Genomic DNA, 24,314 nt, shown 5'->3' on the forward strand with positions numbered 1-24,314 from the left:
AGAATGGACTACTGGGTGATGTTGAGTCACCGAGATAATTGAGTATTTCTACTCATTTTTGTCTCGGATGATTCACTTTTCCCCCCTCAATCCCCCTATGTGCCAGTTGGGGGTGCGGAATGTGGGTTTTAACTAGACGTATATCTATATTTGACATTTTTTTAAATAAATTACTGTAGGTTCGTAGTGAGGACTTTAGTCCTTCTTATGGAAAGAACTAAACTCCTCACGACAAATATTCGTTAGGTTCGTAGTGAGGACTTTAGTCCTTCTTATTATGGAAAGGACTAAACTCCTCACTAAAAACATTGGTTAGGTTCGTAGTGAGGACTTTAGTCCTTCTTATTATTATGGAAAGGACTAAAGTCCTCACTACAAACATTCGCTAACTGGCGGAGTCATGCGATAATTGCGAGTTACAAGCTATCAGTAACACTGGTGAAATTAAAAGCTTTCACCCGCACTCCGGGGACGACATTGCCGCCGTAACGTTTCGCCTCGGTAACTGCATCGACATCGCGCAACATATCAGGTAAAACTTGATTGAAACGGAAATTTTTAATCGGATAAACAATCTTACCATTTTCAATCCAAAAAGTACCGTCGCGAGTCATGCCGGTTACTTCCGATGTTTTCGGATTGACGTAGTTGACATACCAAGCTCGACTGACGAAAATTCCGCGATCGGTTTGAGCGATTAAATCTGCTAAACTTTGGTTGGAACCTGTCATCGCGATCGGGTAATAAGCACCTTTCGCTTCTTTGCCTTTTTGTGCCGCCCAGTAGCGGGAATAAGATAAACTTTGAGGAACACCATTTTTGATGATTTCCAAATAGCTATTGCTCAATCCGTCACCGAAGAAATTACCCGATCGCAACAAAGGATGATTCGGATCGCGCTGTACCTGCACTAACTGGCTAAAAAGTTGTTCCCCAGCGCGGTTTCCAGCGGGTTTTCCGGCTGCATCTGCGATCGACATAAACGATCGCCCTTCATCCGCCGCCCGCGCATCCATACCCCAAACAATCCACGGTAGCAAATCCGCAAACGCAGCGCCATCAAAGATTACAGGATACACTCCCGGAGGGATTTCGCGGGGGTTGCGGGATGCGATCGCGCGATCGACAACTTGTGCTGCTAATCCCGATACTTGTAGTTGATTGATACCCCAAGCCGTGCTTTCCGTCCAGCTAGAACCGTCTCCGATGCGGGCTGTAAAGCCGAAATTCGCCTCCGTAGACTGGTTGCAGGCGCGGAGTCCGGTTGACGAGGCGATCGCATATAATGACGCCTCCGTGCTCAAAGTACCGGAAGCATCTGCACCTTCCTGAGAGGCGATCGCGCAAGCTTGTCGCACCAATTCTGCGCGGGCTAGAGGCGATACAGAGGCCGTTGCTTCATCAAACGCGGGGGCGGGTAAATCGTAGGTTTGAGGGGGCAGCAAGGGCATCCATTCGGGGTCTGCGGGGGCAATTTTGGCTAATTCCTGCGATCGTTTGACGGTTTGGGCGATCGCCTCTTCATCAAATTCGGTAACAGATGCAGAAGCGCTTTTATTACCGAAATAGCTAGTAACGTTGAGGCTAAATACAGTCTTGCTAATATTTTGGCTGATTTGATTTTCCGAGAATCGGGAAAGAGATTCTTCACCAGTATAGAGACTGACAAATACTGCCTCTGCTTCCGATTGTTTGACTGCTTTTTCTACCAAAGATAAAGCTCGATCTTCACTTAAAATTGTAGGCGATGTCGTTACTATCATAAATCTCTCTTGTCTCTCTCTGTGTTCTCTGCGCCCTCTGTGGTTAAATCATTCCGAATTAAACCCTTCCCCCAATTTGAATATCTCTCACCCGCACCGGCGAACAAGCATGAGTCATTTAAATCATCCATCTCTGAATTCTCTCTCTGTGTTCTCTGCGCCCTCTGCGGTTAAATCAATCCGAATTAAACCCTTCCCCCAATTTGAATATCCCTAACCCGCACCGGCACACAAGCATGAGTCATTTGAGCAACCTGCATCGGCTCACCTTTACCACACATATTAGTACCACATTGTACCCGTTCCGAAGCAGGCCCGATCGCATCTACTTGATTCCAGAAATCAGTGCTCATCGAATGATAAGTTACATCCTTCAACATTCCCACAACTTTACCCTTTTCCACCTTCCAGAAAGCATCGCCACCGAATTGAAAATTGCGACGCTGCTGATCGATGGAAAAACTACCAACACCGTCAATTAAAATCCCATCTTCCGTATCAGCAATCATCTCATCCAAAGTAGCAGTATGACTGCCGCCATCCGGGCCCGGTTCCAATCCCAAATTAGGAATTCTCACCATCGGTACGCTAGACCAACTATCAGCGCAAGCAGAACCGTTGCTGCTGGCACGTCCGAGACGATAAGCTGTTTCTCTATCTGTCAGATAATCAACTAAAATTCCATCCTTGACAACGTACCAATCCTGGGATTTGACTCCTTCATCGTCGTAACCCATTGTACCGCGGCCTGCCGGTTGAGTGCGATCGCACTTAAAGTTCACCCAAGGCGCAGCGTATTGCAGCTTATTCAATTTATCAGTAGTCGCAAAGCTCGTGCCTGCAAAATTAGATTCGTAGCCGTAAACTCGGTCTAATTCCGTGGGATGTCCGACGGATTCGTGGATTGTCAGAAACAAATTAGTCGGTTTAAGAATCAGGGATTTGCAAATACCAGCCGGAACCTTCGGTGCAGCAACTTTCTCAATCGCTTCCGCCGCAACTCTGTCTATTTGACTGAGCAAATCATCGGGATTAATGTGTTCGTAACCGATATTTAGCGGCGGGCGTTCGTAACTGCGACTTTGGGCATCGCCGCCCGCAATTGCCGTACAGCCAAAACCCGGATAGCTGCGGTAGATTGTTTGTGCGATTAGCGACCCTTCTGTGGACGCAAAAACCTTGTCTTCGCGGTTTGCCTGCAAAAAAGAATAAGCTTTTTTGATACCTTGTGAATCGTGGGCTAGCAGTCGCTCGTTGATGGTTAATAAAAGTTCGGCTTTGTCAGCAACGGGTACAGAAAACGGGTCAATTGCGATCGGAGTAATGTAAGTATCGACATATTTTTCGACAGGTACTAAGCGCACCGGTTCCTTTTGAGTCAAGCGACTACCTTTAGCGATTTCAACAGCCAAAGCGACGATTCTGGCAACCTCTGCGGGTGTTTTGCTGTGACTGGCGGCAAAGCCCCAAGCGCCGTCTAGCAGCACTCGCACGCCAAAACCGGAACTTACATTATCGGAGATATTGCTTAAAGAGCGATCGCGCGCATACAAACTTTGCCGTCGGTAAGTGCAAAAACGGACATCACCGTATTCGCAACCAGATTTCCGAATTAACTCTACAGCCAAATTTGCCAACTCGTTAGCAGAAACTTTTGCGGTTAACAGTACCATAGTTATTCGTCGTTCGTCGTTGGTTATCCATTATTATAGCGCTACTATCGAAATATTTTCCTAATCGACACGGCGACACCCAGCATTAACCAGCCAAATACTAAGCCAAACAGCAGACTCCACAGAATTGTCGCAGCAAAGGGATGTAGGGGGAGAGAAAAATCCGGTTGCCATTTAATCGGTGTCTCCTTCAGGAGAGGATAGGCGGCGGAGAAGATTTGGCCGCCCCCGATCGCAGTTCCGACAAAAAATATGATATTCTCAAGTTGGCGATCGCGCTTTTTCTCTTGTTCTTCATTTTGCTTGTCGATCGCCATTTGAGCTTTATCGCGTTCTTTCTGTGCGTCTTCCTTTTCCCTGTACAATTGTATCTGTTCGCGATCGCGCTGACGTTCTCTTTCTTCCTTTTCGCGATCGAATTCCACCTGTTCAATTTCCACCATTCCCCGCAGAGTAGATATCGACTGCTGGAACAAATCTTGACTAGCAATCAGATAATTCAAATCGATTTCAATTTGCCGCTGATACTTACCCTCAGCCAAATCCAGAAACCTCTGCCAAAAATCCAGATTATCCCCTGGGATAGACAAACCTCTAATCTTTGTCAGCACATCACTATAATTTTCAGCATTAGTATCAATAGTATTTCTAAATTCCTGCAAATAGCGCACTTGGTGAGAACAAGCAAGCATTTTAGTCCGAACTTCCGCCAGCAAATCCTTTAACTTCCGCAACTTAACTTGTCTATCTTGTTCCCTTTCGATTTCACCAAATTTCGGCAAATTATTTTCCAAGTCGGCGACGATTTGCTGTGCTTGGCGATAGCTTTTTCGAGCTGCACCATACACAAATAAAATTTTAGCACGATAACACAGCAGATTCATCAAATAAGAATTAAACTTTAGAGTTGCTTTATTCAAAGTTTCGGGATCTTTTTCCAACCATACTAGAATGTGACACCGTTTAGACGCATCATCTTCCCGGCTTTCATACTCAAAAATCGGACTCCCGAATAATATCCCTTGCGCGCGAAACTCCGGTGAAGCTGGCTGTTGACTGTGGATAAAAGCTGTAACACATTCGTCAGCTAGCTTGCGACGAGTATCAAAAACTGCTGGTTCGGCGTACAACAATAAAGTTTGTCCCAGGGACGATTTAATTGAGTTTGGTAACAGACAACCTTGGGGATTTAATTGATTTAAGTCTGATACTTGGATTGTAGTATTTTTATAATAAAATGTTAAATCTGCGGTGTAAATATCGTGAATCCGCAGGGCATAAATAGAGCCATAAATTTTGGGATTATCTGGCTGAGTTATTGGCTGGAACTTCAGAGTTTTGCCATCGGGAATCAGCAGTTCGCGATTATTGGGTTTTTCCTGTTCGCCTTGGGGATAATACTGTTTGTCTTTGTAACAAATCAGCTTTTCTCGGAGAGATTTTAGTTCGTTGCTGTTAAATTGTGTACCGACATTATCTGCTAGATTTTCCCACAGAAATTGAGCATTTTTGGCTGCTGCGCCGTAGCCTTCATCGGCATCATTCCGCAGGTGAAAAGGATAGAGAGTAATGCTGGGATTTTTAATTTTCGGTGGTTCGGTCATAATCGAATCCGGGATGAGACATGATGTTAATTCAATCTTAGTCCGCGAAGGCGGAGATTGTTTGTGTAGACGCGGTTTCTAACCGCCGGGGGCCTAATCGCCGGATTCCTCAATCTCCGAATACCCTCTTCGTCCGCGGAGGCGGAGATTGTTTGTGTAGACGCGGTTTCTAACCGCCGGGGCTTAATCGCTAACCGCCGGGGCCTAATCGCCGGATTCCTCAATCTCCGAATACCCTCTTCGTCCGCGGAGGCGGACATCGTTTGTGTAGACGCGGTTTCTAACCGCCGGGGGTCTGAATTGGGATATAATCATTATGATTTCATTGTGCCGTCAATCAATCCCGGCGGTTGAAACCGCGTCTACACAGACAAAACCCGGATGGTGCGCGGGTTGAAGATTTGACCCGGTGATTTTCAATCACCCGGCGGTTGAAACCGCGGCTACACAGACAAAACCCGGATGGTGCGCGGGTTGAAGATTTGACCCGGTGATTTTCAATCACCCGGCGGTTGAAACCGCGTCTACACAGACAAAACCCGGATGGTGCGCGGGTTGAAGAAAAATTTCATATTACGAGAAATGAGAGACAATTTCACGCAGTTATATGTACACTATGTTTGGGCAACCTGGGATAGATTGCCTTTGATTACTCCCGATATTCAAGAAGCAATTTATGCGGTCATTATTGGAAAATGTAATAATTTAAAATGCACTGTAATTGCTGTTGGTGGGATAGAAGATCATGTACATTTGCTAGTCGGTTTTCCGTCAACTTTGACAATAGCTGAAATTATTAAGGAAGTTAAGGGTAGTTCTTCTCATTTAGTAACTCACGAACTTAAACCGGGTGTTTTTTTTAAATGGCAAGGTAGTTATGGGGCGTTTACGGTTAGTCGTGATGCGATCGACACTGTGGCTAACTATATCAGAAATCAGGCTGTTCACCACCGCCAAAAATCAATGATTCCTGAATGGGAATGGGTTTCTGATCCTGCTTTCGCAGGTTCTAAAAATTTACGCGGTGGTTTTCAATCACCCGGCGGTTTTCAATCACCCGGCGGTTTTCAATCACCCGGCGGTTTTCAATCACCCGGCGGTTTTCAATCACCCGGCGGTTTTCAATCACCCGGCGGTTGAAACCGCGTCTACACAAACAAAACCCGGATGGTGCGCGGGTTGAAGATTCCAATCGGTGATTTCCCCCCATCCACCCGGCGGTTGAAACCGCGTCTACACAAACAAAACCCGGATGGTGCGCGGGTTGAAGATTCTACACAATGATTCATCATCTCCGAATACCCTCTTCGTCCGCGGAGGCGGACATCGTTTGTGTAGCCGCGGTTTCCAACCGCCGGGGGTCAATGATTTATCACCTCCGAATACCCTCTTCGTCCGCGGAGGCGGACATCGTTTGTGTAGCCGCGGTTTCTAACCGCCGGGGCCTTCTTCACCCACCGCCGGGGCCTTCTTCACCCACCGCCGGGGCCTCAACCGCCACAGAATCCCCAGACAAACCCAATCGAATCTGATTTTCCTTCAACGTCTCATAAAACTCCCTCACCACTTCCTCCGGCGCATCACTATCAGTCCCGCCCGCACCCATTTGATAAATCTCATTCTCCAAATTCTCTTCAATCTGAGGCTTAGTTTCGCACCAATCCTTGATTCTTTCAGCTATAACATTCACATTATCCATCGCACCAACATCAATCGCGGATAATTCTGCCACAAATTGCGGTTCCGATATTTTCAATAACTTACTAAAAGCCGCCACAATTTCTTCAGGTTTCGCATCATCTGGAAGTGACATTTTCAGACTCCTTAAATCTATTTTTGCAGTTGACAGCGGTAAAGTTTCGGTTTCGCCAATTAGCGTAAATGCAGCCCAAGCTATGGGACTCGGAAATCGAGCTTTTGTGGTTAGCATAGCACACCGCAAGGCCGCAGCTCGATCGTCTCCCCGTGCTAAATTTTGGTAGAATTCAGTCATTAGCAACTTGGCTGAAATAACTCCCATATTCCACAACGAAACGATGATGCTGGGGACTCCGGCGAGGATGAAGCAGCGCGACAATCCGATGACTCCATCTCCGGTGATTTTACCGCGGCCGGTGCTGCACGCGCTCAATACTACGAGTTCGGAATCGAGTTTTAATTGCAGGATATCCACGGCATGAATTGCGCCGTCGTCGTCTCCTGATGGTGCTAAAATTATCGCGCCGGGAATGCCGGAACCTTGGAAATCGTCGAGGAGTCCGTGGGCGGATAAATGGACGATGCGCGTGTTTAGCATCTTGTCTAAAATGGCGACTTTTGTGGCATTTTCTCCGCTAATTGCTTGGGTTCCTAAAGTTGCGGCGATGGCTTCGGCGGCTTCTTTTGCCCTGGAAAGTTGTTGGAGTTCGTAGGGTTTTTCTTTGAATTTTGGGGCGATGGTTGGATCGCCGACAATTAGGGCGGCTTGTCTCAATCCTCGCACTCGGTTTTGATGTTCGCGGGTGAGTTCTAATACTTGGATGGATGGGCTGGTGAGGATGGTATGATTTTCGATTAGGTAGCGGTTGTTGCTATCTTGCAAGGCGGCGAAGGGTACTAAAAATAAGTCGTAGTGGGGGATGAAGATGATGGGGGAATTGGCATCGGTGGGTAGCAAGTCGATGATTGGTTCGATCAGGATTTGATGGAGGAGTTGCAGTAGGGGAAAGCCGCCTGTTACGTCTTGTTTGTACTGGGATTCTAGCTGAATTTTGTTGCCTTGGTCGTCGGTTTCATTGGTGCCGATGGAGACGCGGGTTTTGAGGATGATTTGTTTGAGGGTTTGGTTTTGTTGGTTGAGGGGTTCGAGGTTGGCGGTGCGATGGGTGATGTTGCCGTTTGGTTGGATTACCCAGATGTAAAGGTTGTCTGAATCGATAATCGAATATTCTACTATTGTGGAGTTTCTGTCGCGGGCTATTTGTTGGATTTTGGGGATTGATAATTTATTTGTGATTTCGTTGGTTGCGAAATCATTGGGTGATAAAGTTTTCTGCAATAATTCCACGAAGGCACGAGTACGTCCCATTTCAGATATTTCTAGGGCTTCGTCAAATTTAGTTTGGGCGACTAAGACTTTTTGCAGGAGGCGATAGGCATCTGCTTGGGTTTCAAAAAATGATATTTTATGGTCATCATTGATTAATTCAGACCGCAGAGTTTCCCTGATTTTGATTGAGGCATAGAGTGTTAATTCTGCTTCTGCGAGTTGGTTGTTTTTGAATAGAGTTACGCCTAAATTACTGAAAGATATCGACTCTCCCACGCGATCGCCTATTTCCCGTGAAATCACTAAAGACTGTTCGCTAAACTCGATCGCCTTGTCGTATTGACCTCGGGAATAGTAAGCTAAGCCCAAATTGCCGATGGAAATAGCTTCTCCTTGGCGATCGCCTATTTCCCGTGAAATATCTAAAGACTGTTGGTGAGACTTAATAACCTTGCCGTATTGACCTAGGGATTGGTAAGTTTTACCCAAATTGCCGATGGAAATAGCTTCTGCTTGGCGATCGCCTATTTCCCGTGAAATATCTAAAGACTGTTGGTGAGACTTGATCGCCTTGTCATATTCACCTAGGGATTGGTAAGCTGTACCCAAATTGCCAAGGGAATTAGCTTCTCCTTTGCGATATCCTATTTCCTCTGAAACCTTTCTTGACTGTTCGTGAAACTCGATCGCCTTGTCGTATTGCCCTAGGGAATCGTAAGCATTGCCCAAATTGCAGAGAGAATTAGCTTCTCCTTGGCGATCGCCTATTTCCCTTTTAATCACTAAAGACTGTTTGTGATCCTCGATCGCCTTGTCGTATTGCCCTAGGGAATAGTAAACTAAGCCCGAATTGCCGAGAGAGTTGGCTTCTTGTTTGCGATCTCCTATTTCCCGTGCAACCTTGCAAGACTGATGATGGAACTTAATTGCCTTGTGGTATTGCCCTAGGGAATAGTAAGCTAATCCCAAATTGCCGATGGAAGCAGCTTCTCCTTGGCGATCGCCTATTTGCTTATAGATAGTTAGTGCCTCTTCCCAAGACTGTAAAGCTTCTCGAAATTGACTAATTCTATGCTGCTGAATAGCTTGAGCATTCAGTATATTTGCTGTGGCTTGTCGGGTGACTGCCACTGAGGAGTTGTTATTCCTGCCAAGCAACATCCCTGCACAATTCATCAACCGATTAGCATTATCTAATACGCCAAATTCCCTAAGATTATCTGCCTCTTCTAGCATTGCAGCCACCAAGCCATCATCCAGCAATTCCGGGTGAGTTTTCAATACCTCCGCTTCTTCGCCGCTGGGACTATTTAGCAGTTGATTTATCAGGTTGAGATAGGCTTGTTGGCGTTCTGAATTCATGGCGATTTGGGATTTGGGATGGTTCGCTCTATTAATTTATTATCGCTGAAACTCATCTGTTTGGGGCGGGCGATGCCAAGATTTTTGTAGGCGGGGCCAGAAACCGGGTTTTTTCCGAGGATATCGATACACCGCCTAAAGACTGCGAAAAACCCGGTTTCTTTGGTTTTTGTCGTAGTCTTGGACTTGTGGGGTGGCGAGAAACCGGGTTTTTTCCAGAATAGTTGGTTACAGTCAGTGATTTGGGCAAAAACCCGGTTTCTGAGATTTTGGGTGGAGGCGAGAAACCGGGTTTTTTTCGAGAATGTCGATACACAGCCTAAAAACTGCGAAAAACCCGGTTTCTTTGGTTTCTGTCGTAGTCACTGCTTCGCACCTTCGCGGTTCGTTAAATATATATTCTTTGCTAATTAACGATCGCACCAACCGACTCATGCTGCAACAAACCAGTCAGCATCTTCACGGGCCGCCCGTCATAGGGCCACGCAAAAGCATGGCGGAAAGCAGCATCTTGACACGCTTGTAACTGCCGAAAATCAATAATATCCAGAGTCAACAAATTCTCGTACTCAAAAGGCAGTCGCACGTTGTGCAATCCCGCGTTGTCGGTGCAAATGGCAATATCGACACCAGCCTCAAAACATCGATCGAACACAACCTTCAATTCCCGCATATCCTGCAAGGTTCCCGTTTTGAGATAGGTAGTCGGGCAAACCTCCAAGCATTGACCTCTACGCGCCACCTCTGGCAACAGTTCGGGATATTTTAACGGAATTTGAATCCCGTGACCAATCCGCATCAGATAGGGCAGAAGTTCGGGATAACAGCCAGATGTAGTTTCGTAGAGATGTCCGGTTGTGTTAATGCCGATCGACCTTGCGTACTCATACAATCCCACAAATTCGTCCAGGCGATCGCCAATAGCAGCATCACCGCCCGCAAGATCGATCGCACAAACATATTCTCCCATTTGTGCCGCCAAATCCACGATCGCCCGATTCACCTCATAGGGCAAACGCGAGTGCATACACAAAATTTGGCTAGTCACAATTGGACAATCAGTAATTTGACTTGCCTTACCCACAACTTGGACAATTTCTGCCATCAAATCAATGCGTTTTGACTGTTCCAAATGCTCAGGAGTCCGCAAATAAGGCGTATAGCGCAACTCCAAATAAGCCAGATTTTCAAATACGTAAGCCCCCCGCATCAACCGATAGATAAAATAAGGCAAAGTCTCAACAGTTTGCACGCTTTCTACCAGCGTGTGCAGTTCCAAATACTCGTCGAGAGTATTGCGGGGACGAGTGTAAAACTCCTCAAAAGCGGAATATTGTTGAAAGCGATCGACCATTTCGGCATTATGGCGATCGAAATACCGCCACAAAATTCGAGGAACCACAGAACCACCTAGATGTCGGTGCAACTCAGCGTGTAAAGTCATGCGATTTTAGATTTGAGATTTTGGATTGAAGAATTGAAAAGATTGAGGAATTGAAGGATTAAAAGATTGAAGGATTTGTAATTTAGTTCTGGGCGCATCGGTGCCCAGAAATCGGTCTTTCCCAAATACTAGCCAATAACCTCAAGCAGGTAAACTGTTCCAAATTTAAGCTGCACATTGGATTCCCATAAAAACCAATCACATTCTCTCCCATCTCCCCCTCTCCCCCTCTCCTCGGATCATCCTGAGAGTCTTTTCTTGAGAGCAATACAGCCTCACTTCTCTAAATTGTAACAAAAATTAATTTGACATCCGGGACGCATTCGTACATAATCGGAGTTTGTGTCAACCTGAACTGAACGCGAGAAACCCTTGGCTAACGTAGTTGTGATCGGCGCCCAGTGGGGCGATGAAGGAAAAGGCAAAATTACCGATTTGCTCAGCAAATCCGCAGATATCGTTGTCCGCTACCAAGGGGGCGTCAACGCCGGTCACACGGTGGTAGTCAACGATCAGACTTTCAAGCTGCACTTAATTCCGTCCGGGATTCTCTACCCTGAGACAAAGTGTATCATCGGCTGCGGAACGGTAATCGACCCTAAAGTTTTAATTGCAGAATTAGATCAGTTAGAAAAACTGAATGTTTCGACTGCCTCGCTGATGATTTCAGAGACTGCTCACGTCACGATGCCCTATCACAGATTAATTGATGTAGCATCGGAAGAGCAGCGGGGAAATTATAAAATCGGCACGACGGGACGCGGCATTGGCCCGACTTACGCCGACAAATCCGAACGCACGGGCATTCGGATGCTCGATTTAATGGACTTGGAAGGTTTGCAAGAACAACTGGAATGGACGATCGAGCATAAAAATGTCATTCTGGAAAAACTCTACAATTTGCCGCCTCTAAATCCGCAAGAGGTAATTGATGAATATCGAGTTTATGCCGATCGTTTGCGGCCGCACGTAGTAGACAGTTCCCTAAAGATTTATGAGGGACTTCACAAGCGGAAAAACATTCTGTTTGAAGGCGCCCAAGGCACTTTATTAGACTTAGATCACGGTACTTATCCTTACGTTACTTCCAGCAATCCCATCGCTGGCGGCGCTTGTGTAGGAACCGGAGTTGGCCCCACAGCGATCGATCGCGTAATTGGCGTCGCCAAAGCCTACACAACCCGCGTCGGAGAAGGCCCATTCCCTACCGAAATGGTCGATGGAATTGGCGCAGTTTTGGGCGAGAGAGGAGCAGAATTCGGCACCACAACCGGTCGCAAACGGCGCTGCGGCTGGTTCGACGCAGTAATCGGCCGCTACGCAGTCCGCATCAACGGCCTTGATTGTCTCGCTGTTACCAAACTAGATGTTTTGGATGAATTAGAAGAAATCAAAGTCTGCGTTGCTTACGAAATAGACGGCGAACGTTGCATCGATTTCCCCAAAAGTTCGCGGATATTTGCTCGCTGCAAACCCATTTATGAAACCCTTCCCGGTTGGAAGCAGTCCACCGAAGAGTGCCGCAATTTGGAAGATTTGCCGTCACAAGCTTTGGATTATCTGAAGTTTTTGGCAGATTTGATGGAAGTGCCGATCGCCATTGTATCTCTCGGAGCAGGCCGCGACCAAACTATTATCGTAGAAGACCCGATTCACGGCCCGAAACGCGGATTGTTGTCGGCCGACGGCACGGCTCTAGCAGTACACTCCTAAAGCTGATGCAACAGTAGCTGTAGGGTGCGTCGCCATCAAAAATCCTAAAAAAGAGAGACAATCTCGCAGCGACGCACCGGTGTATGCAGTCTTTCAGGAAACAACCGTAATTAAATGTTAGATCTTATTTTTTACGAGTTCAAAATTAATCAGCCACCGCACTATGTCGAAATGTCTGAAGACGTTTACGAGTGGTTGACAAGATCGGAATTTTCCAAAATTGGCACATCTGTTCCCACAAATATTTTGATAGATGAAGAAGACGAGAAGCTACCTGTAGTTGAGTTAGATCGAGATATTCGCCAGAAGTTCAGAAATTTTTTCCGAGATGCAATTATCTGCGAAAGCGATACCGTCCTCACCAAGCTGGGAGATTCTCCTGTCAAAGAAGAATATCAAGCAGCAACCTACCGTTTGAGGAAATTACTGGACTTGCTAAAATGTGTTGAAAACGAAGATTATCAGTATCTTCAGCGAGTCCTTTGAATGAGTTTCTGGATGTTTGCGAGAAGGAGTAATCCCAATGTTTGACATCAGTTTTTATTCAGCCAATGGTGAACCGTCTGATAGTGTAATAATCACAGCAGCTACTTACGAGTGGTTAGCAAAATCACAATTTTCCAAAATAGGTGGTGCATCAATCGACACTGAAATTTACCTAGATGAAGAAAATGTAATTCTGCCTCTAGTAGAATTAAATCAAGAGATTCGCCAGCAGTTCAAGAAAATGTTCAGCCAAGAAATCATTAGTGAAAGCGATGCAGTTCTGAATAAGCTGGGTGATTCCCCTTCCAAAGAAGAGTATCAATCAGGAACGTACCGTCTGAGAAAAATGCTGGAATTGCTGAAGTGCGTGGAAAACGAAAATTATCAATACCTTCAGCGAATTTAATCTGGAGTTACGCAACTAGCCCAATTAGTAGGGTTCGTCAGTTGATAACACGTAAATTTTTCGTCATAAACTTAATACTGACGCACCCTACAAGCTAGTTAAAGTGTGACAGTACCGGACATTCTCAATCGCTGAAACCATTGCTATTATTACCTCTTCCTTCTTCCTTCTTCCTTCTTCCTTCTTCCTTCTGCTATAAGTTCGATCGCACTACCACAATTCTGGTAAAATGTGAAAACAATCAACAGAAAGTCACAAAATGGAACTCGCAGTAGAATGTCAAAAGCGGGCAGAAGGCAGCAAACCTAACGCCCTCCGCCGCTCCGGATTGATTCCCGCCGTCCTCTACGGGCACAAAGGCTCTGAATCCATTTCCCTTACCGTCAAAGCCAAAACAGTTGAAACCCTGCTCAAAAAACACGCAGTCAACAACACCCTCATCGATCTCAGCATTCCTGAACTCTCTTGGAGCGGAAAAACATTGCTCAGAGAAGTTCAAGTTCATCCTTGGAAAGGTTTTCCTTACCACCTGAGCTTTTTCTCCGTAGCAACTCAAGACAACCTGGAAGTTGAAGTGTCTTTGCATTTCGTCGGCGAATCTGTGGGCGTCAAGTTAGAAGGCGGTATGTTAGAAACTGTGCTGACGCAAATCGCAGTTAAGTGCAAACCTGATAGCATTCCTGATGCAATTGAAGTAGATATTTCTAATTTGAAGGTAGGCGATGCGCTGCACATTCACGAATTAGTTTTACCTGCGGGAGCAGAAGCTCTGGGCGATCCAACTCAGGTGGTAGTTACCGTGCTGGGAACTAAAGCCAGCCCTGAAGAAGCAGCAGAAGAAGCAGCAGCCGCCGCAGCTTGATCGGTAATTGATAAGATTTGCTAACTAATAGTTGACATTGAGGCGATCGCTTTCTCCAAAAAGGGCGATCGTTTTTTGCAAAAAAGCAGTTATGGTTTTTGGGCGATCGCACTTTGCTATACTCAGCCTTGAATCTGCTGTCGCACCCATTGACGAAAATCTATCTCTGCGGCAACTTCATCAATGAAAGCTGCTTCTAGAAATTCGTATAAATCCGTTTTTTCAATAATCGGAAAAGTCGGAGATCGATCGCACTCGACATAAGCCCCATCGACTAATTGCAGAATCCGCCATACCCGCCCGTTAAACCGCCAAAACTCAGGCACTCCCATACTCGCATAGAGTGTATTTTTATTGAGATCCGTATGGGTAATATCCACTTCCACAACTAAATCCGGGGCAGGATCGACATTCAAATTAACCGGGCGATCGGCAACTAAGGCATAATTCTGGATATAGTACCCATTGTCGGGTTCGGCGCTCTTGAGTAAGTCTTCGCGATCGAGCGTAGTCGAGCCCATCGTCTTCATTTTCATGCCCATTTCAACCACAAGGACTCTAATAAAGCGTTCAATCAAGCGAGCAGAGCGTTCGTGTCCTTCGAGGGACTTGGTAATTTCTAATACTCCGTTATCGTAGGTAAAACGGGCGCGGGTGCGCTCCGCCAGCAAACTTTGAATTTGCTTAAAGGCCTGCCAATCGAGGTCGCGAAAGGTGAGGCGCTTTTCTCCGACAAGTTGAGGTGGTGGCTCTAACAACATCAAAATTACCGCAATTTAAGCCAAAGTTGACAGAACATTTACTGTTAATTATTGTAATATATTTCTTCAATAAGTCTTGTGGTGCAGGCATCCTGAGTGCGATCGCTAGCTGTTCAACCGTTGGCTGGCGCGTGCAAGGCAACTAGAGAGGCGGTTGAAGCCCCCCATTGAGCAGCGAAATCAAAAAAAATCCCAGCCACCGGCTTCTTTCCAGCGCCGGAGTCAAAAAAATTAAGACTTAGGGGAACAAGCCTGCTACTGTTAGTGTCAAACGCAAGTATAATTATTTAACGTTTCGACTACCCTATTTAATTGCTGCCTCAGTCGCCACCGCCCCTATGCCATCAACAGTCAATACAGAATCAACAGCGGTTCAATTTAACCAACAGGGAGAAATATACTTATCCCAACGGAAATTAGCAGAAGCGATCGCCTCCTGCGAGCAAGCTTTAAAGATTGACCCCAATTTTGCACCGGCTTACAAAACTTTGGGCAATGTGCTGCAAGCTCAAGGCAGGATGGAAGAGGCGCGGCACTGGTACGCTAAAGCTATTGAAATTGCACCGAATTTTGCGGAAGTATACGCGAATTTGGGCAGCATTGGCGCGCAGCAGGAAAAATGGTCGGAGGCGATCGAGTTTTACCAAAAGGCGATCGCGCTTAAGCCTAATTTTGCCGGAGTATACCGGAATTTAGCCAAAGTATTCGGACAAATTGGCAAACCGGCAGAAGCTCAGGAATGCTGGTATCGTGCATTTAGTTTGGAACCGGAAAAAGCATCCCCGGCAGAACATTTAAGTATGGGTGATGCTTTCTTTCGGCAAGAAAAGTTCCCGGAGGCGATCGGCTGTTACGATCGCGCCATAAAATTAAATCCTAATCTACCTCAAGCTTACCAAAACTTAGGCGAAGCCCTGAAAAAAGAAGGCAAATTACAGGAAGCGACAGTATATTATCGCAAAGCTATTGAACTGAACGCAGCTAATGCTAGAAACGGCAGCGAGGGAGAGCAAACTTTGGCGGGTGCAACAGCGACAAACGGTGCAGCAGTTAAACAGCAACCCGCAGCAGCACCAGCCAAGCCGGTAGTCAAGCCGTCAGTCAAGCCGGCAGTTAATTCTACAATTAATATAGAAGATCCAGAAGCATACAAAATACTGGCAGAAGGGTATTTTGCTCAGGGCAAATTGGAACAGGCAATTTCTGCTTGCAAAAAAGCTTTACAAATTAAGCCGGAAGCGCCACTTTATAAAATGCTCGGCAACGCCCTGCAAGCAGGTGGCAAAATTGATGAAGCTAAAAGTTGCTATGTCAAAGCAATCGAAATTAACCCGAATTTTGCAGAAGCCTACGCTAATTACGGCAGCATTTGCGCGCAGCAGGAACAGTGGCAGCAAGCGGTTTCTGCCTACGAAAAGGCGATCGCCCTGAAACCGGATTTTGCTGGTGCTTTGCGAAATTTTGGGAAACTTTTGGCGCAGTTAGGCAAGTCGGAGGCGGCCGCCGAAGCCTGGTATCGAGCATTTGCGATCGACCCGAAGTCGGGCACTGCTGAGGAACACGAGAATTTAGCCAAAACTTTGATCGAGCAAGGTAAGGTTGAGCAAGGAATTGAATGTTATCGGCGCGCAGTTGAGTTAAACCCAAATGCTGGCGCAGCTTATCATGAATTGGGCGAACTTCTGAAGGGTCAAGAACAGTGGGAAGCGGCAGTAGATGCTTACACCAATGCAATTAAAATCAATCCCGAACTTTCTTGGTCTCACAACAATTTAGCTGAGTCTCTAGTTAAATTGGAACGGTGGGAAGAAGCTATAAATGCTTACCGAAAGGCGATCGAATTAAATCCAGATTTTAGCTGGTCTCACAACAATTTAGCAGATGTGCTGCTGAAGTTGGAACGCTGGGAAGAAGCTGTAGAGGCTTACAGCAAAGCAACAGTATTAAATCCAGATTTCAGTTGGTCGCACAACTATTTAGCAGACGCGCTGATTAAACTGGAAAGGTGGGAAGAGGCTATTTCGGCTTACCAAAAGTCGATCGAACTAAATCCCGATCATTTCTGGGCCCACAACAATTTAGCCGAAGCGCTGGTGAATTTGGAACGCTGGGATGAGGCGGTAGTTGCGTACCGGCGCGCTAACGAACTGAATCCGAGTTTCTTCTGGTCGCATAGCAAATTGGGCGACGCGCTGCTAGAAATGGAAAGGTGGGACGAGGCGATCGCAGTTTACCGCCGTGCAGCCGAGTTAAATCGGGATTTTCCGTGGACTTATTACAACATGGGGACGGCTTTTGAGAAGCTGGAACGGTGGGATGAGTCGATCGTTGCTTACCGCTGTGCTGTCGAAATTCAGCCGGATTTGCCGTGGATTTCGCAAAAGTTGGCTGATGCTTTGAGAATGCGATCGCAGTGGGATTTGCAGGATGCGATGGGTTTGTACCAGCGCGCGATTCAGGAAAATGCTAATGACTTGCAGTTGTATCACAAGGCGCTGGAGATTGCACCGAATGATGCTGACCTTTATGTGGGGTTGGCTGATGCTTTGGTGCGGCAGGGTTGGCTTGATGGGGCGATCGTATTTTATCAGATGGCTTTGCAGGTTCGGCCTGATGACAATGCTATTTCTGGGCTGTTAGAAGAAGTATTAAAAAAAAAGGGTGTAGTTAAGGGGGGGGCAAAAACTGGTCGCGCTGTTAACGGACATTCGCGAAGTGCGATCGAAGATACACCCGGAGTAGCTGCGGAGTACCACGAATTAGGAGAGTCTCTACAACAAGAAGGTAAATTTACTGAAGCTATTTCCGCCTACCGCAAAGCAATTGCAATTAATCCCAATTACTTTGGAACTCACCACAATTTAGGTGATGTCCTGAAATGGATGGGTAAAATTGATGAGTCTATTAAGAGTTATCAGAAATCAACAGAAGTGAATCCAAATTTTGTGTGGTCGCACCACAACTTAGCAGATTTATTTCAACAAGAAGGTCGGCTAGATGAAGCTGTTGCTGCTTATCGGAAAGCGATCGCTCTCGATCCTGAATTTGGTTGGTCGTACCACAATTTAGCAAAAACTTTAGCTAAACAAAACAAGCTTTCTGAAGCTCTAGAAGCTTATCAAACCGCTAGCAAACTCGATCCGAAACTTTTTGGTTTGGATTATCAAAACCTACGAGATTCGCTATTCCTCGGTCAAGACCCAGCTTACACCAAATGGCGGGCCAAAAACAGCCCCAGAGAAGCTGATTTGCGAAAAATGGCGGAAACACTAGAAATCTTTAGCTACAAACCGCTGATTAGCATTGTCATGCCCGCGTACAACACGCCAGAGAATTATCTCAGGGAAGCTCTAGACTCGGTTCTCAATCAAATATATCCCTACTGGGAACTTTGCATTGCTGATGACTTATCAACTGCGCCCCATGTCAAACGGATTTTGCAAGAATATGCAGCTAAAGATAGTCGCATAAAAGTAGTTTATCGAACCAAAAACGGTCACATTTCTCACTGTTCCAATTCGGCTTTGGAATTGGCGACGGGTGAATTTGTGTCTTTGCTAGACCACGACGATACACTGCCACCCGAGGCTTTGTATGAAGTGGTGCTGCTGCTGAACCGCCACCCGGAAGCGGACATGATTTATTCGGATGAAGATAAAATCTACGAAGACAAGGAACTGATAAATCCTTTTTTCAAGGCAGAATGGAGCCCGGATTCATTTTTGTCTCGGATGTACACCTGCCATCTGGGAACTTACAGGAAAAACTTAATTGATGAAATTGGCGGTTTTAGAGCAGGTTTTGAGGGAGCTCAAGATTACGATTTGGTTCTGAGGTTTACCGAAAAAACTGACAAAATCTTTCACATCCCTAAAATTCTTTACCACTGGAGAATGCACGCGGGTTCGGCTGCTGGCGGTGTAGATGCTAAACCCTATGCCTATGACGCAGGACAAAAAGCTTTGCAAGAGGCGATCGAACGTAGGGGCGAACCAGGTAAAATTGAAGGCGTTCCCTACTTTTTGGGACACTTTATTGCACGGTATACAATCGCTGATTACAAGCGGGTGAGCATCATTATTCCCACGCGGGATTTAGGGGATGTCTTGGACAATTGCTTGGAGTCTATCTTTACTAATAGCGTCTACCCCAACTACGAAGTTATCGTCATCGACAACGGCAGTCAAGAGAAACACACGGCGGAAATTCTGGCTAAATGGACAAATCAAGAATCACCGAGGTTTAAAAGTTACCGGCTGGACATTCCCTTCAATTTCTCCAAGATTAACAACTACGCTGTGAGTAAAGCTGAGGGAGATTACTTGCTATTTTTAAATAACGATACAGAGGTAATTACTCCCGACTGGATTGACGGGATGGTGGAACAAGCTCAAAGAAGCTCGATCGGGGCTGTGGGCAATTTGCTGATATATTCGGATAACAAGATTCAACACGCGGGAGTGGTGATGGGACTTGGTGGCGGTGTGGCTGGTCACAGTTACTATCATATGCCGCGATCGATTCCTGGCTATTTTGGAAATGTGGTAGGCATGAACAATGTTTCAGCGGTAACGGCCGCTTGTTTAATGTGCCGCCGCGAAGTATTTGAGAGTATTGGAGGATTTGACGAAGAGCTGACTGTGGCTTACAATGATGTGGATTTGTGTTTGAAAATGCTAGAGAAAGGGTATCGAAATATTTACCTGCCTCATGTAGTTCTCTACCACCACGAATCTAAAAGCCGGGGTTACGAGGACTCACCTGAAAAGAAAGCTCGGCTGAATAAGGAGTCGAAGCTGATGGAAAGCAGGTGGCAAAAGTATATTGACAATGACCCTTACTACAGCCCCCATTTAACTAGAGCGTGTCAAGACAGCGGTATCAGATTGGAGGACGAAAATTGGCGGCCGACAAATTAGGAACATCCCTGGGAGGGGTAGATGGGTAGGCACGGGCCACTACCCCTACAAATCAATAACCTGTAGGGGCGGTGGATGGTGCGTGCCCGCCCTGGATACCGGGGGAATCGCAAGGCCTGTAGGGGCGGTACCCCCGTGCCCGCCCTAGATACCGGGGGAATCGCAAGGCCTGTAGGGGCGGGTTCACCGATAGCTTCAAGGGACAACCAAAAACTAAAAAACCCGCCCCCACCCCATGCGATAACCCTGAAGATTGACATTAGTACAATCTACCGATCGACTAAACTAAAAAAATTAAATCTACGGTACAAAATTATGAATAGCTCATTACAAGTGAACGAAGAAACGGCTTCTAATTATTTTCACAAAGGCAACCTCCTAAAACAGTCTGATAAACTACAGGAAGCCGCCGCCGCCTACCAGCGTTGTACTGAAATTAACCCAGATTTTTCCTGGTATCACCACAATTTGGGTGAAGTTTTGGCGAAATTGGGGCAGTGGGACGCGGCGGAGAAAAGTTACCGCAGGGCTTGCGAACTTAACCCGAATTCGGCTTGGTCTTCGCACAATTTCGGGGAGGTTTTGCAACATCAGGGCAATATCAATGAGGCCGTGGCTGCCTATCGGAAAGCTGTGGAACTCTATCCAGATTTTTATGAGTTTTATAATAGTTTGGGTCAGGCTTTGTGCTTGCAAGGTCAACTGGATGAATCTGTAAGTTGTTTGCGGAAGGCGATCGAGCTTGACTCGGAATCGGCTTTGCCTTACCAAAATTTGTGGGAGGCTTTGGCAAGACAAGGACGGGTTGACGAAGGGATGGATTGCTTGCGAAGGGCGATCGAGCTAAATCCGGGTGAGGGAGATTTGTACCTGAAGCTGGCAGAGGCTTTGCAAGGTAAGAACGAATTAGCAGAAGCCATGGGTTATTACCGAAAGGCGATTCAGTTAAAACCAGATTTTCACTGGCTTTACTATAAATTGGGAACGGCTTTAGCGGCACAGGGTCAATTGCAGGAGGCGATCGCAGCTTACACGAAGGCGGCTGAGTTGGAACCGGGTTCGGCGATCGTCCACCACTACTTGGGGCATACTTTGTCGATCGTGCAGCGCTGGGATGAGGCGATCGTATCCTATCGGAAAGCCCTTGAGCTTGTACCGGATGCAGCAGTGATTTACCAGCATTTGGGCGATGCTTTGGCGAAACTGCAAAAGTGGGAGCAAGCTGTGGGGGCTTATCGCAAGTCGGTTGAGTGCGATCGGAATTCCCTGGAATCTCAAGACCATTTAGGCTTTGCTCTGTATCAGTTGGGGCGTTACGATGAGGCAATTTCTGCCTATCGCAGAGCGCTCGAAATTGCTCCTAATTCGGATGTAGTGAACAGCCATTTAGGGGATGCTCTGCAAAAGCGATCTCGCCTTCAACCGCTTCAGAAAGATGTTGAGCTGGATTTAGATGAGGCGACAAAGTGTTTTCGCAGGGCTAGCCAATTGAATCCTGGTAATTTGGAGGCGGCTCAAAAGGCTGTGGAGATTAAATCTGACGATTCGCAGCTTGATTTGCAGCTAGGTAAGGCTTTGGCAGAACAAGGGCAGTTCGATCGGGCGATCGCTCAGTACCGTCGCGTTCTCGATCGAAATTCCGATTCTTGGGAGGCGGAGTATTACTCAGGCGAAGCTTTGGCAAAACAAGAACAGTGGGATCGGGCGATCGATGCTTATCGCAGGGCGATCGAGATTCGGCCTGAGTCTTCTTTGTGTTATTGCGGTTTAGGCAATGCTTTGATGGGTAAGGGTGCGGTAGAGGAGGCGATCGGGGCTTACCGTTCGGCGATCGAACTGAACCCAAACTTTTCTGAGTCGCATAACAAGTTGGGGGATGCCTTAGCAAAACTTGGGCGCATAGATGAAGCTAGTGCTTGTTACCGTCGCGCTGTGGAACTTAAAGTCCTTGTGGATATCTAGGTAGAGATATAATAATTGAACTACACTGCAAAACAAAACTAAAAATAACGGAGTAACAAATCGATGAATCCTGAAAAAGAATTAACTGAATATGTCCAGACATGGGATGCCAATCAAATTAACCATCCCCTTTGGCAAGACTATAAACAGGATTTTGAGTCTTATTTTTATAAATTTAAAACATCAAGAGAATCTCAAGAGTTTACTAATTTGACTTTCTGGCCTTGCTTGACAGATAAAACGTCATCTACTCCGTTTGATAAATCATATTACTACCAAGATACTTGGGCTAGTAGAAAAATATTTCAACGTCGCCCTGAGTCTTTGCTAGATATAGGTTCGACCTTATTGTATTCGGGGATAATTTCTCAGTTTGTCCCTACTACTTTTGTTGATATAAGACCAGTCCAAGTTGATTTACCAGGATTGACAGTTGTTGATGGCAGTATTTTGGAGTTGCCTTTCGAGGACTATTCTCAAAATTTTATTACTTCTTTGTGTGTAGTCGAGCATATCGGTCTTGGTAGGTATGGCGATCCAATTATGCCAGATGGTGCGAGGAGTGCTTGTGCAGAAATCAATAGAGTCTTGAAGCCCGGTGGAGAAATAGTTATCAGTGTACCTGTCGGAATACCTTGCATTGCTTACAATGCTCATCGCATTTTTTCTAGAGAACAGTTTCTCTCTTACTTTCCTGGATATACAGTATTAGATGAAGTTTTTTTAACACCAGAACCTGTGGGTTCAGAAGTTTTAGTTAATTTGAAACAACCAGGTCAATATGTAGTTTGGGTTGTACATTTGGGTAAAGTGCAAAATTCTGAAATTGCAGATTGGCTAGCCAAAGGTAAACCAGTTCCTACGCCTCATTTGGTCAAAGAAGAAGCAGTCAGATATTATGCAGAGAAATATGCGCTTAATACTTTGATTGAAACAGGTACATACCTGGGCGACATGATATTTGCGATGAAAGACATCTTTAAAAAAATTGTTTCAATAGAATTGAGTCCTGAACTTTATATTCAGGCAAAAAGTAAATTTTGGAAAATGTCTAATGTAGATATTATCCAAGGTGACAGCGGGAAAGTATTTCCAGCAATTTTACCTCAAATAGAAGAACCTTGTTTGTTCTGGCTTGATGGTCATTACTCAGCCGGTATTACTGCTAAGGGGCAGTTGGATACTCCCATTATAGAAGAGCTACAAGCTATTTTCGCTCACCCTCAGAAAGAAAAATATGTAATTTTAATTGATGATGCTCGTTGCTTTACAGGACAAAACGACTATCCAGAACTGAGTCACTTAAAGGAATTAGTAGCTAAAAATTTACCTAATCATATATTGGAAGTTAAAGATGATATTATTAGAATATCCTTGCCTATGAGCTACGAAAGTCAAGTACAAACTAGCTTACCATTAATAGAGCAAGTGGATAATTTTAACAAGCTAAATCAAACTTTTTTGTCTAAATATAGCTTGCTTAAAAAGCATCCTCTTAATCCCAAGCTAATTCTCCCTTATTGGGAAGAACAGAATAAGAAGTTAGAAGAAAGTATACTGCCAATTCCCCCTATTACATTTCTCGGAAATAAAGTAATATTGGAAACCATGTTTGTGGGTTACGATCGATTCTATAAGCATGAGATTGCTTACTTAGAAACACAGATTGCCCCAGATAAAATTACTTTTTTACTGAAAGAAGATTTCATAGGTACTCCCCCTGTCACTACGGAATATGGTGCCATAAAAACTTCTTATAACACTGTTCACCATTTACACCACATTACTAAATTTTTAGAACATACTAACTGCAAATTAACAGATATTAAATCAGTAGTAGAGTGGGGTGGGGGGTACGGCAATCTTGCGAAAATCTTTAAAAAAATGAAACAGGGTGAGGAGTTAACGTACATTATCATTGACACGCCCATCTTCAGCCTCATTCAATGGCTATACTTGGGAAGCATTTTGGGTGAAACAAATGTTAACCTTATAAATGATCCTAATCAGTCAATTGCAGCAGGTAAAATTAACTTGCTACCTCTTAATTTTTTAGACAATTATCCGATAAACAATGTGGACTTGTTTATATCAACTTGGGCTTTGAGCGAATGTTCAGATTTTGCTCAAGATTATATTTTGATGCACCAATGGTTTAATGCTAAACACTTCTTGCTTGCGTATCATTTAGGAGTAGGAGATGCTTTTCCTTTTGCTTCCAGAGTTGGTGAGATAGCTGCGAGCGGCGGAGCCACTACTGTAGATATAGATTTTCTACCCGGAAATCAATATGCGTTTCGCTAATCTGTTAATATAATAGATTAATTTTGG

Annotated in this window: 15 protein-coding genes; 8 read left to right on the forward strand and 7 right to left on the reverse strand. The window is 45.5% G+C overall.

What is annotated here, in order from left to right:
- Window positions 1-416 precede the first annotated feature (416 nt).
- The 3 genes from QZW82_RS24400 to QZW82_RS24410 all read right to left on the reverse strand — a co-directional run bounded on the left by QZW82_RS24400 (window position 417) and on the right by QZW82_RS24410 (window position 5,040).
- Entirely contained in the window at window positions 417-1,763 is a 1,347-nt protein-coding gene (locus QZW82_RS24400) for a TldD/PmbA family protein (RefSeq protein ID WP_293154144.1), read from the reverse strand.
- Between the two features lie 185 nt (window positions 1,764-1,948).
- Window positions 1,949-3,436 carry a TldD/PmbA family protein gene (locus tag QZW82_RS24405; RefSeq protein ID WP_293154146.1) on the reverse strand — a complete coding sequence of 496 codons (1,488 nt, stop codon included), beginning with the start codon at window positions 3,434-3,436 and terminating at the stop codon, window positions 1,949-1,951.
- A 44-nt stretch (window positions 3,437-3,480) separates the two neighbouring features.
- Window positions 3,481-5,040 (reverse strand): hypothetical protein, encoded by a 1,560-nt coding sequence (locus QZW82_RS24410; protein WP_293154148.1) that lies wholly within the window; start codon window positions 5,038-5,040, stop codon window positions 3,481-3,483.
- Between the two features lie 582 nt (window positions 5,041-5,622).
- Here QZW82_RS24410 and tnpA point away from each other — a divergent pair.
- Window positions 5,623-6,180 (forward strand): IS200/IS605 family transposase, encoded by a 558-nt coding sequence (tnpA, locus tag QZW82_RS24415; RefSeq protein WP_293154151.1) that lies wholly within the window; start codon window positions 5,623-5,625, stop codon window positions 6,178-6,180.
- A 310-nt stretch (window positions 6,181-6,490) separates the two neighbouring features.
- On the opposite strand, the gene QZW82_RS24420 is transcribed toward tnpA, so the two are convergent.
- Together QZW82_RS24420 and QZW82_RS24425 are read right to left on the reverse strand one after the other, a co-directional pair.
- Window positions 6,491-9,430 (reverse strand): CHAT domain-containing protein, encoded by a 2,940-nt coding sequence (locus QZW82_RS24420; RefSeq protein WP_293154154.1) that lies wholly within the window; start codon window positions 9,428-9,430, stop codon window positions 6,491-6,493.
- A 406-nt stretch (window positions 9,431-9,836) separates the two neighbouring features.
- Window positions 9,837-10,874 carry an adenosine deaminase gene (locus tag QZW82_RS24425; protein WP_293154157.1) on the reverse strand — a complete coding sequence of 346 codons (1,038 nt, stop codon included), beginning with the start codon at window positions 10,872-10,874 and terminating at the stop codon, window positions 9,837-9,839.
- 372 nt (window positions 10,875-11,246) lie between these two features.
- Between QZW82_RS24425 and QZW82_RS24430 the strand changes: the two genes are divergently transcribed.
- The 4 genes from QZW82_RS24430 (at window position 11,247) to QZW82_RS24445 (ending at window position 14,341) form a co-directional block, all read left to right on the forward strand.
- Window positions 11,247-12,587, forward strand: coding sequence for an adenylosuccinate synthase (locus tag QZW82_RS24430; RefSeq protein WP_293154160.1), 1,341 nt, complete (start codon window positions 11,247-11,249; stop codon window positions 12,585-12,587).
- A gap of 114 nt (window positions 12,588-12,701) precedes the next feature.
- A complete protein-coding gene (locus QZW82_RS24435) occupies window positions 12,702-13,073 on the forward strand; it encodes a hypothetical protein (protein WP_293154163.1) in 372 nt (123 codons plus the stop codon).
- A 37-nt stretch (window positions 13,074-13,110) separates the two neighbouring features.
- Window positions 13,111-13,479 carry a hypothetical protein gene (locus QZW82_RS24440; protein WP_293154166.1) on the forward strand — a complete coding sequence of 123 codons (369 nt, stop codon included), beginning with the start codon at window positions 13,111-13,113 and terminating at the stop codon, window positions 13,477-13,479.
- A gap of 259 nt (window positions 13,480-13,738) precedes the next feature.
- Window positions 13,739-14,341 carry a 50S ribosomal protein L25/general stress protein Ctc gene (locus QZW82_RS24445; RefSeq protein ID WP_293154169.1) on the forward strand — a complete coding sequence of 201 codons (603 nt, stop codon included), beginning with the start codon at window positions 13,739-13,741 and terminating at the stop codon, window positions 14,339-14,341.
- A gap of 24 nt (window positions 14,342-14,365) precedes the next feature.
- On the opposite strand, the gene QZW82_RS24450 is transcribed toward QZW82_RS24445, so the two are convergent.
- Together QZW82_RS24450 and QZW82_RS24455 are read right to left on the reverse strand one after the other, a co-directional pair.
- Entirely contained in the window at window positions 14,366-14,491 is a 126-nt protein-coding gene (locus QZW82_RS24450) for a hypothetical protein (protein ID WP_293154172.1), read from the reverse strand.
- Window positions 14,464-15,102 carry a Uma2 family endonuclease gene (locus QZW82_RS24455; protein WP_293154175.1) on the reverse strand — a complete coding sequence of 213 codons (639 nt, stop codon included), beginning with the start codon at window positions 15,100-15,102 and terminating at the stop codon, window positions 14,464-14,466. The genes QZW82_RS24450 and QZW82_RS24455 overlap by 28 nt, the downstream gene beginning before the upstream one ends.
- 338 nt (window positions 15,103-15,440) lie before the next feature.
- Between QZW82_RS24455 and QZW82_RS24460 the strand changes: the two genes are divergently transcribed.
- The 3 genes from QZW82_RS24460 (at window position 15,441) to QZW82_RS24470 (ending at window position 24,287) form a co-directional block, all read left to right on the forward strand.
- On the forward strand, window positions 15,441-20,021 hold the full coding sequence (locus QZW82_RS24460) for a tetratricopeptide repeat protein (RefSeq protein ID WP_293154178.1): 4,581 nt from the start codon (window positions 15,441-15,443) through the stop codon (window positions 20,019-20,021).
- Between the two features lie 315 nt (window positions 20,022-20,336).
- Window positions 20,337-21,983 carry a tetratricopeptide repeat protein gene (locus QZW82_RS24465; protein ID WP_293154181.1) on the forward strand — a complete coding sequence of 549 codons (1,647 nt, stop codon included), beginning with the start codon at window positions 20,337-20,339 and terminating at the stop codon, window positions 21,981-21,983.
- Window positions 21,984-22,046: 63 nt separating this feature from the next.
- Window positions 22,047-24,287, forward strand: a complete 2,241-nt coding sequence (locus QZW82_RS24470) for a DUF268 domain-containing protein (protein ID WP_293154184.1) — start codon at window positions 22,047-22,049, stop codon at window positions 24,285-24,287.
- Window positions 24,288-24,314: the final 27 nt, after the last annotated feature.

It is taken from the genome of Microcoleus sp. bin48.metabat.b7b8b9.023, assembly GCF_013299185.1.
Classification (GTDB): Bacteria; Cyanobacteriota; Cyanobacteriia; order Cyanobacteriales; family Microcoleaceae; genus Microcoleus.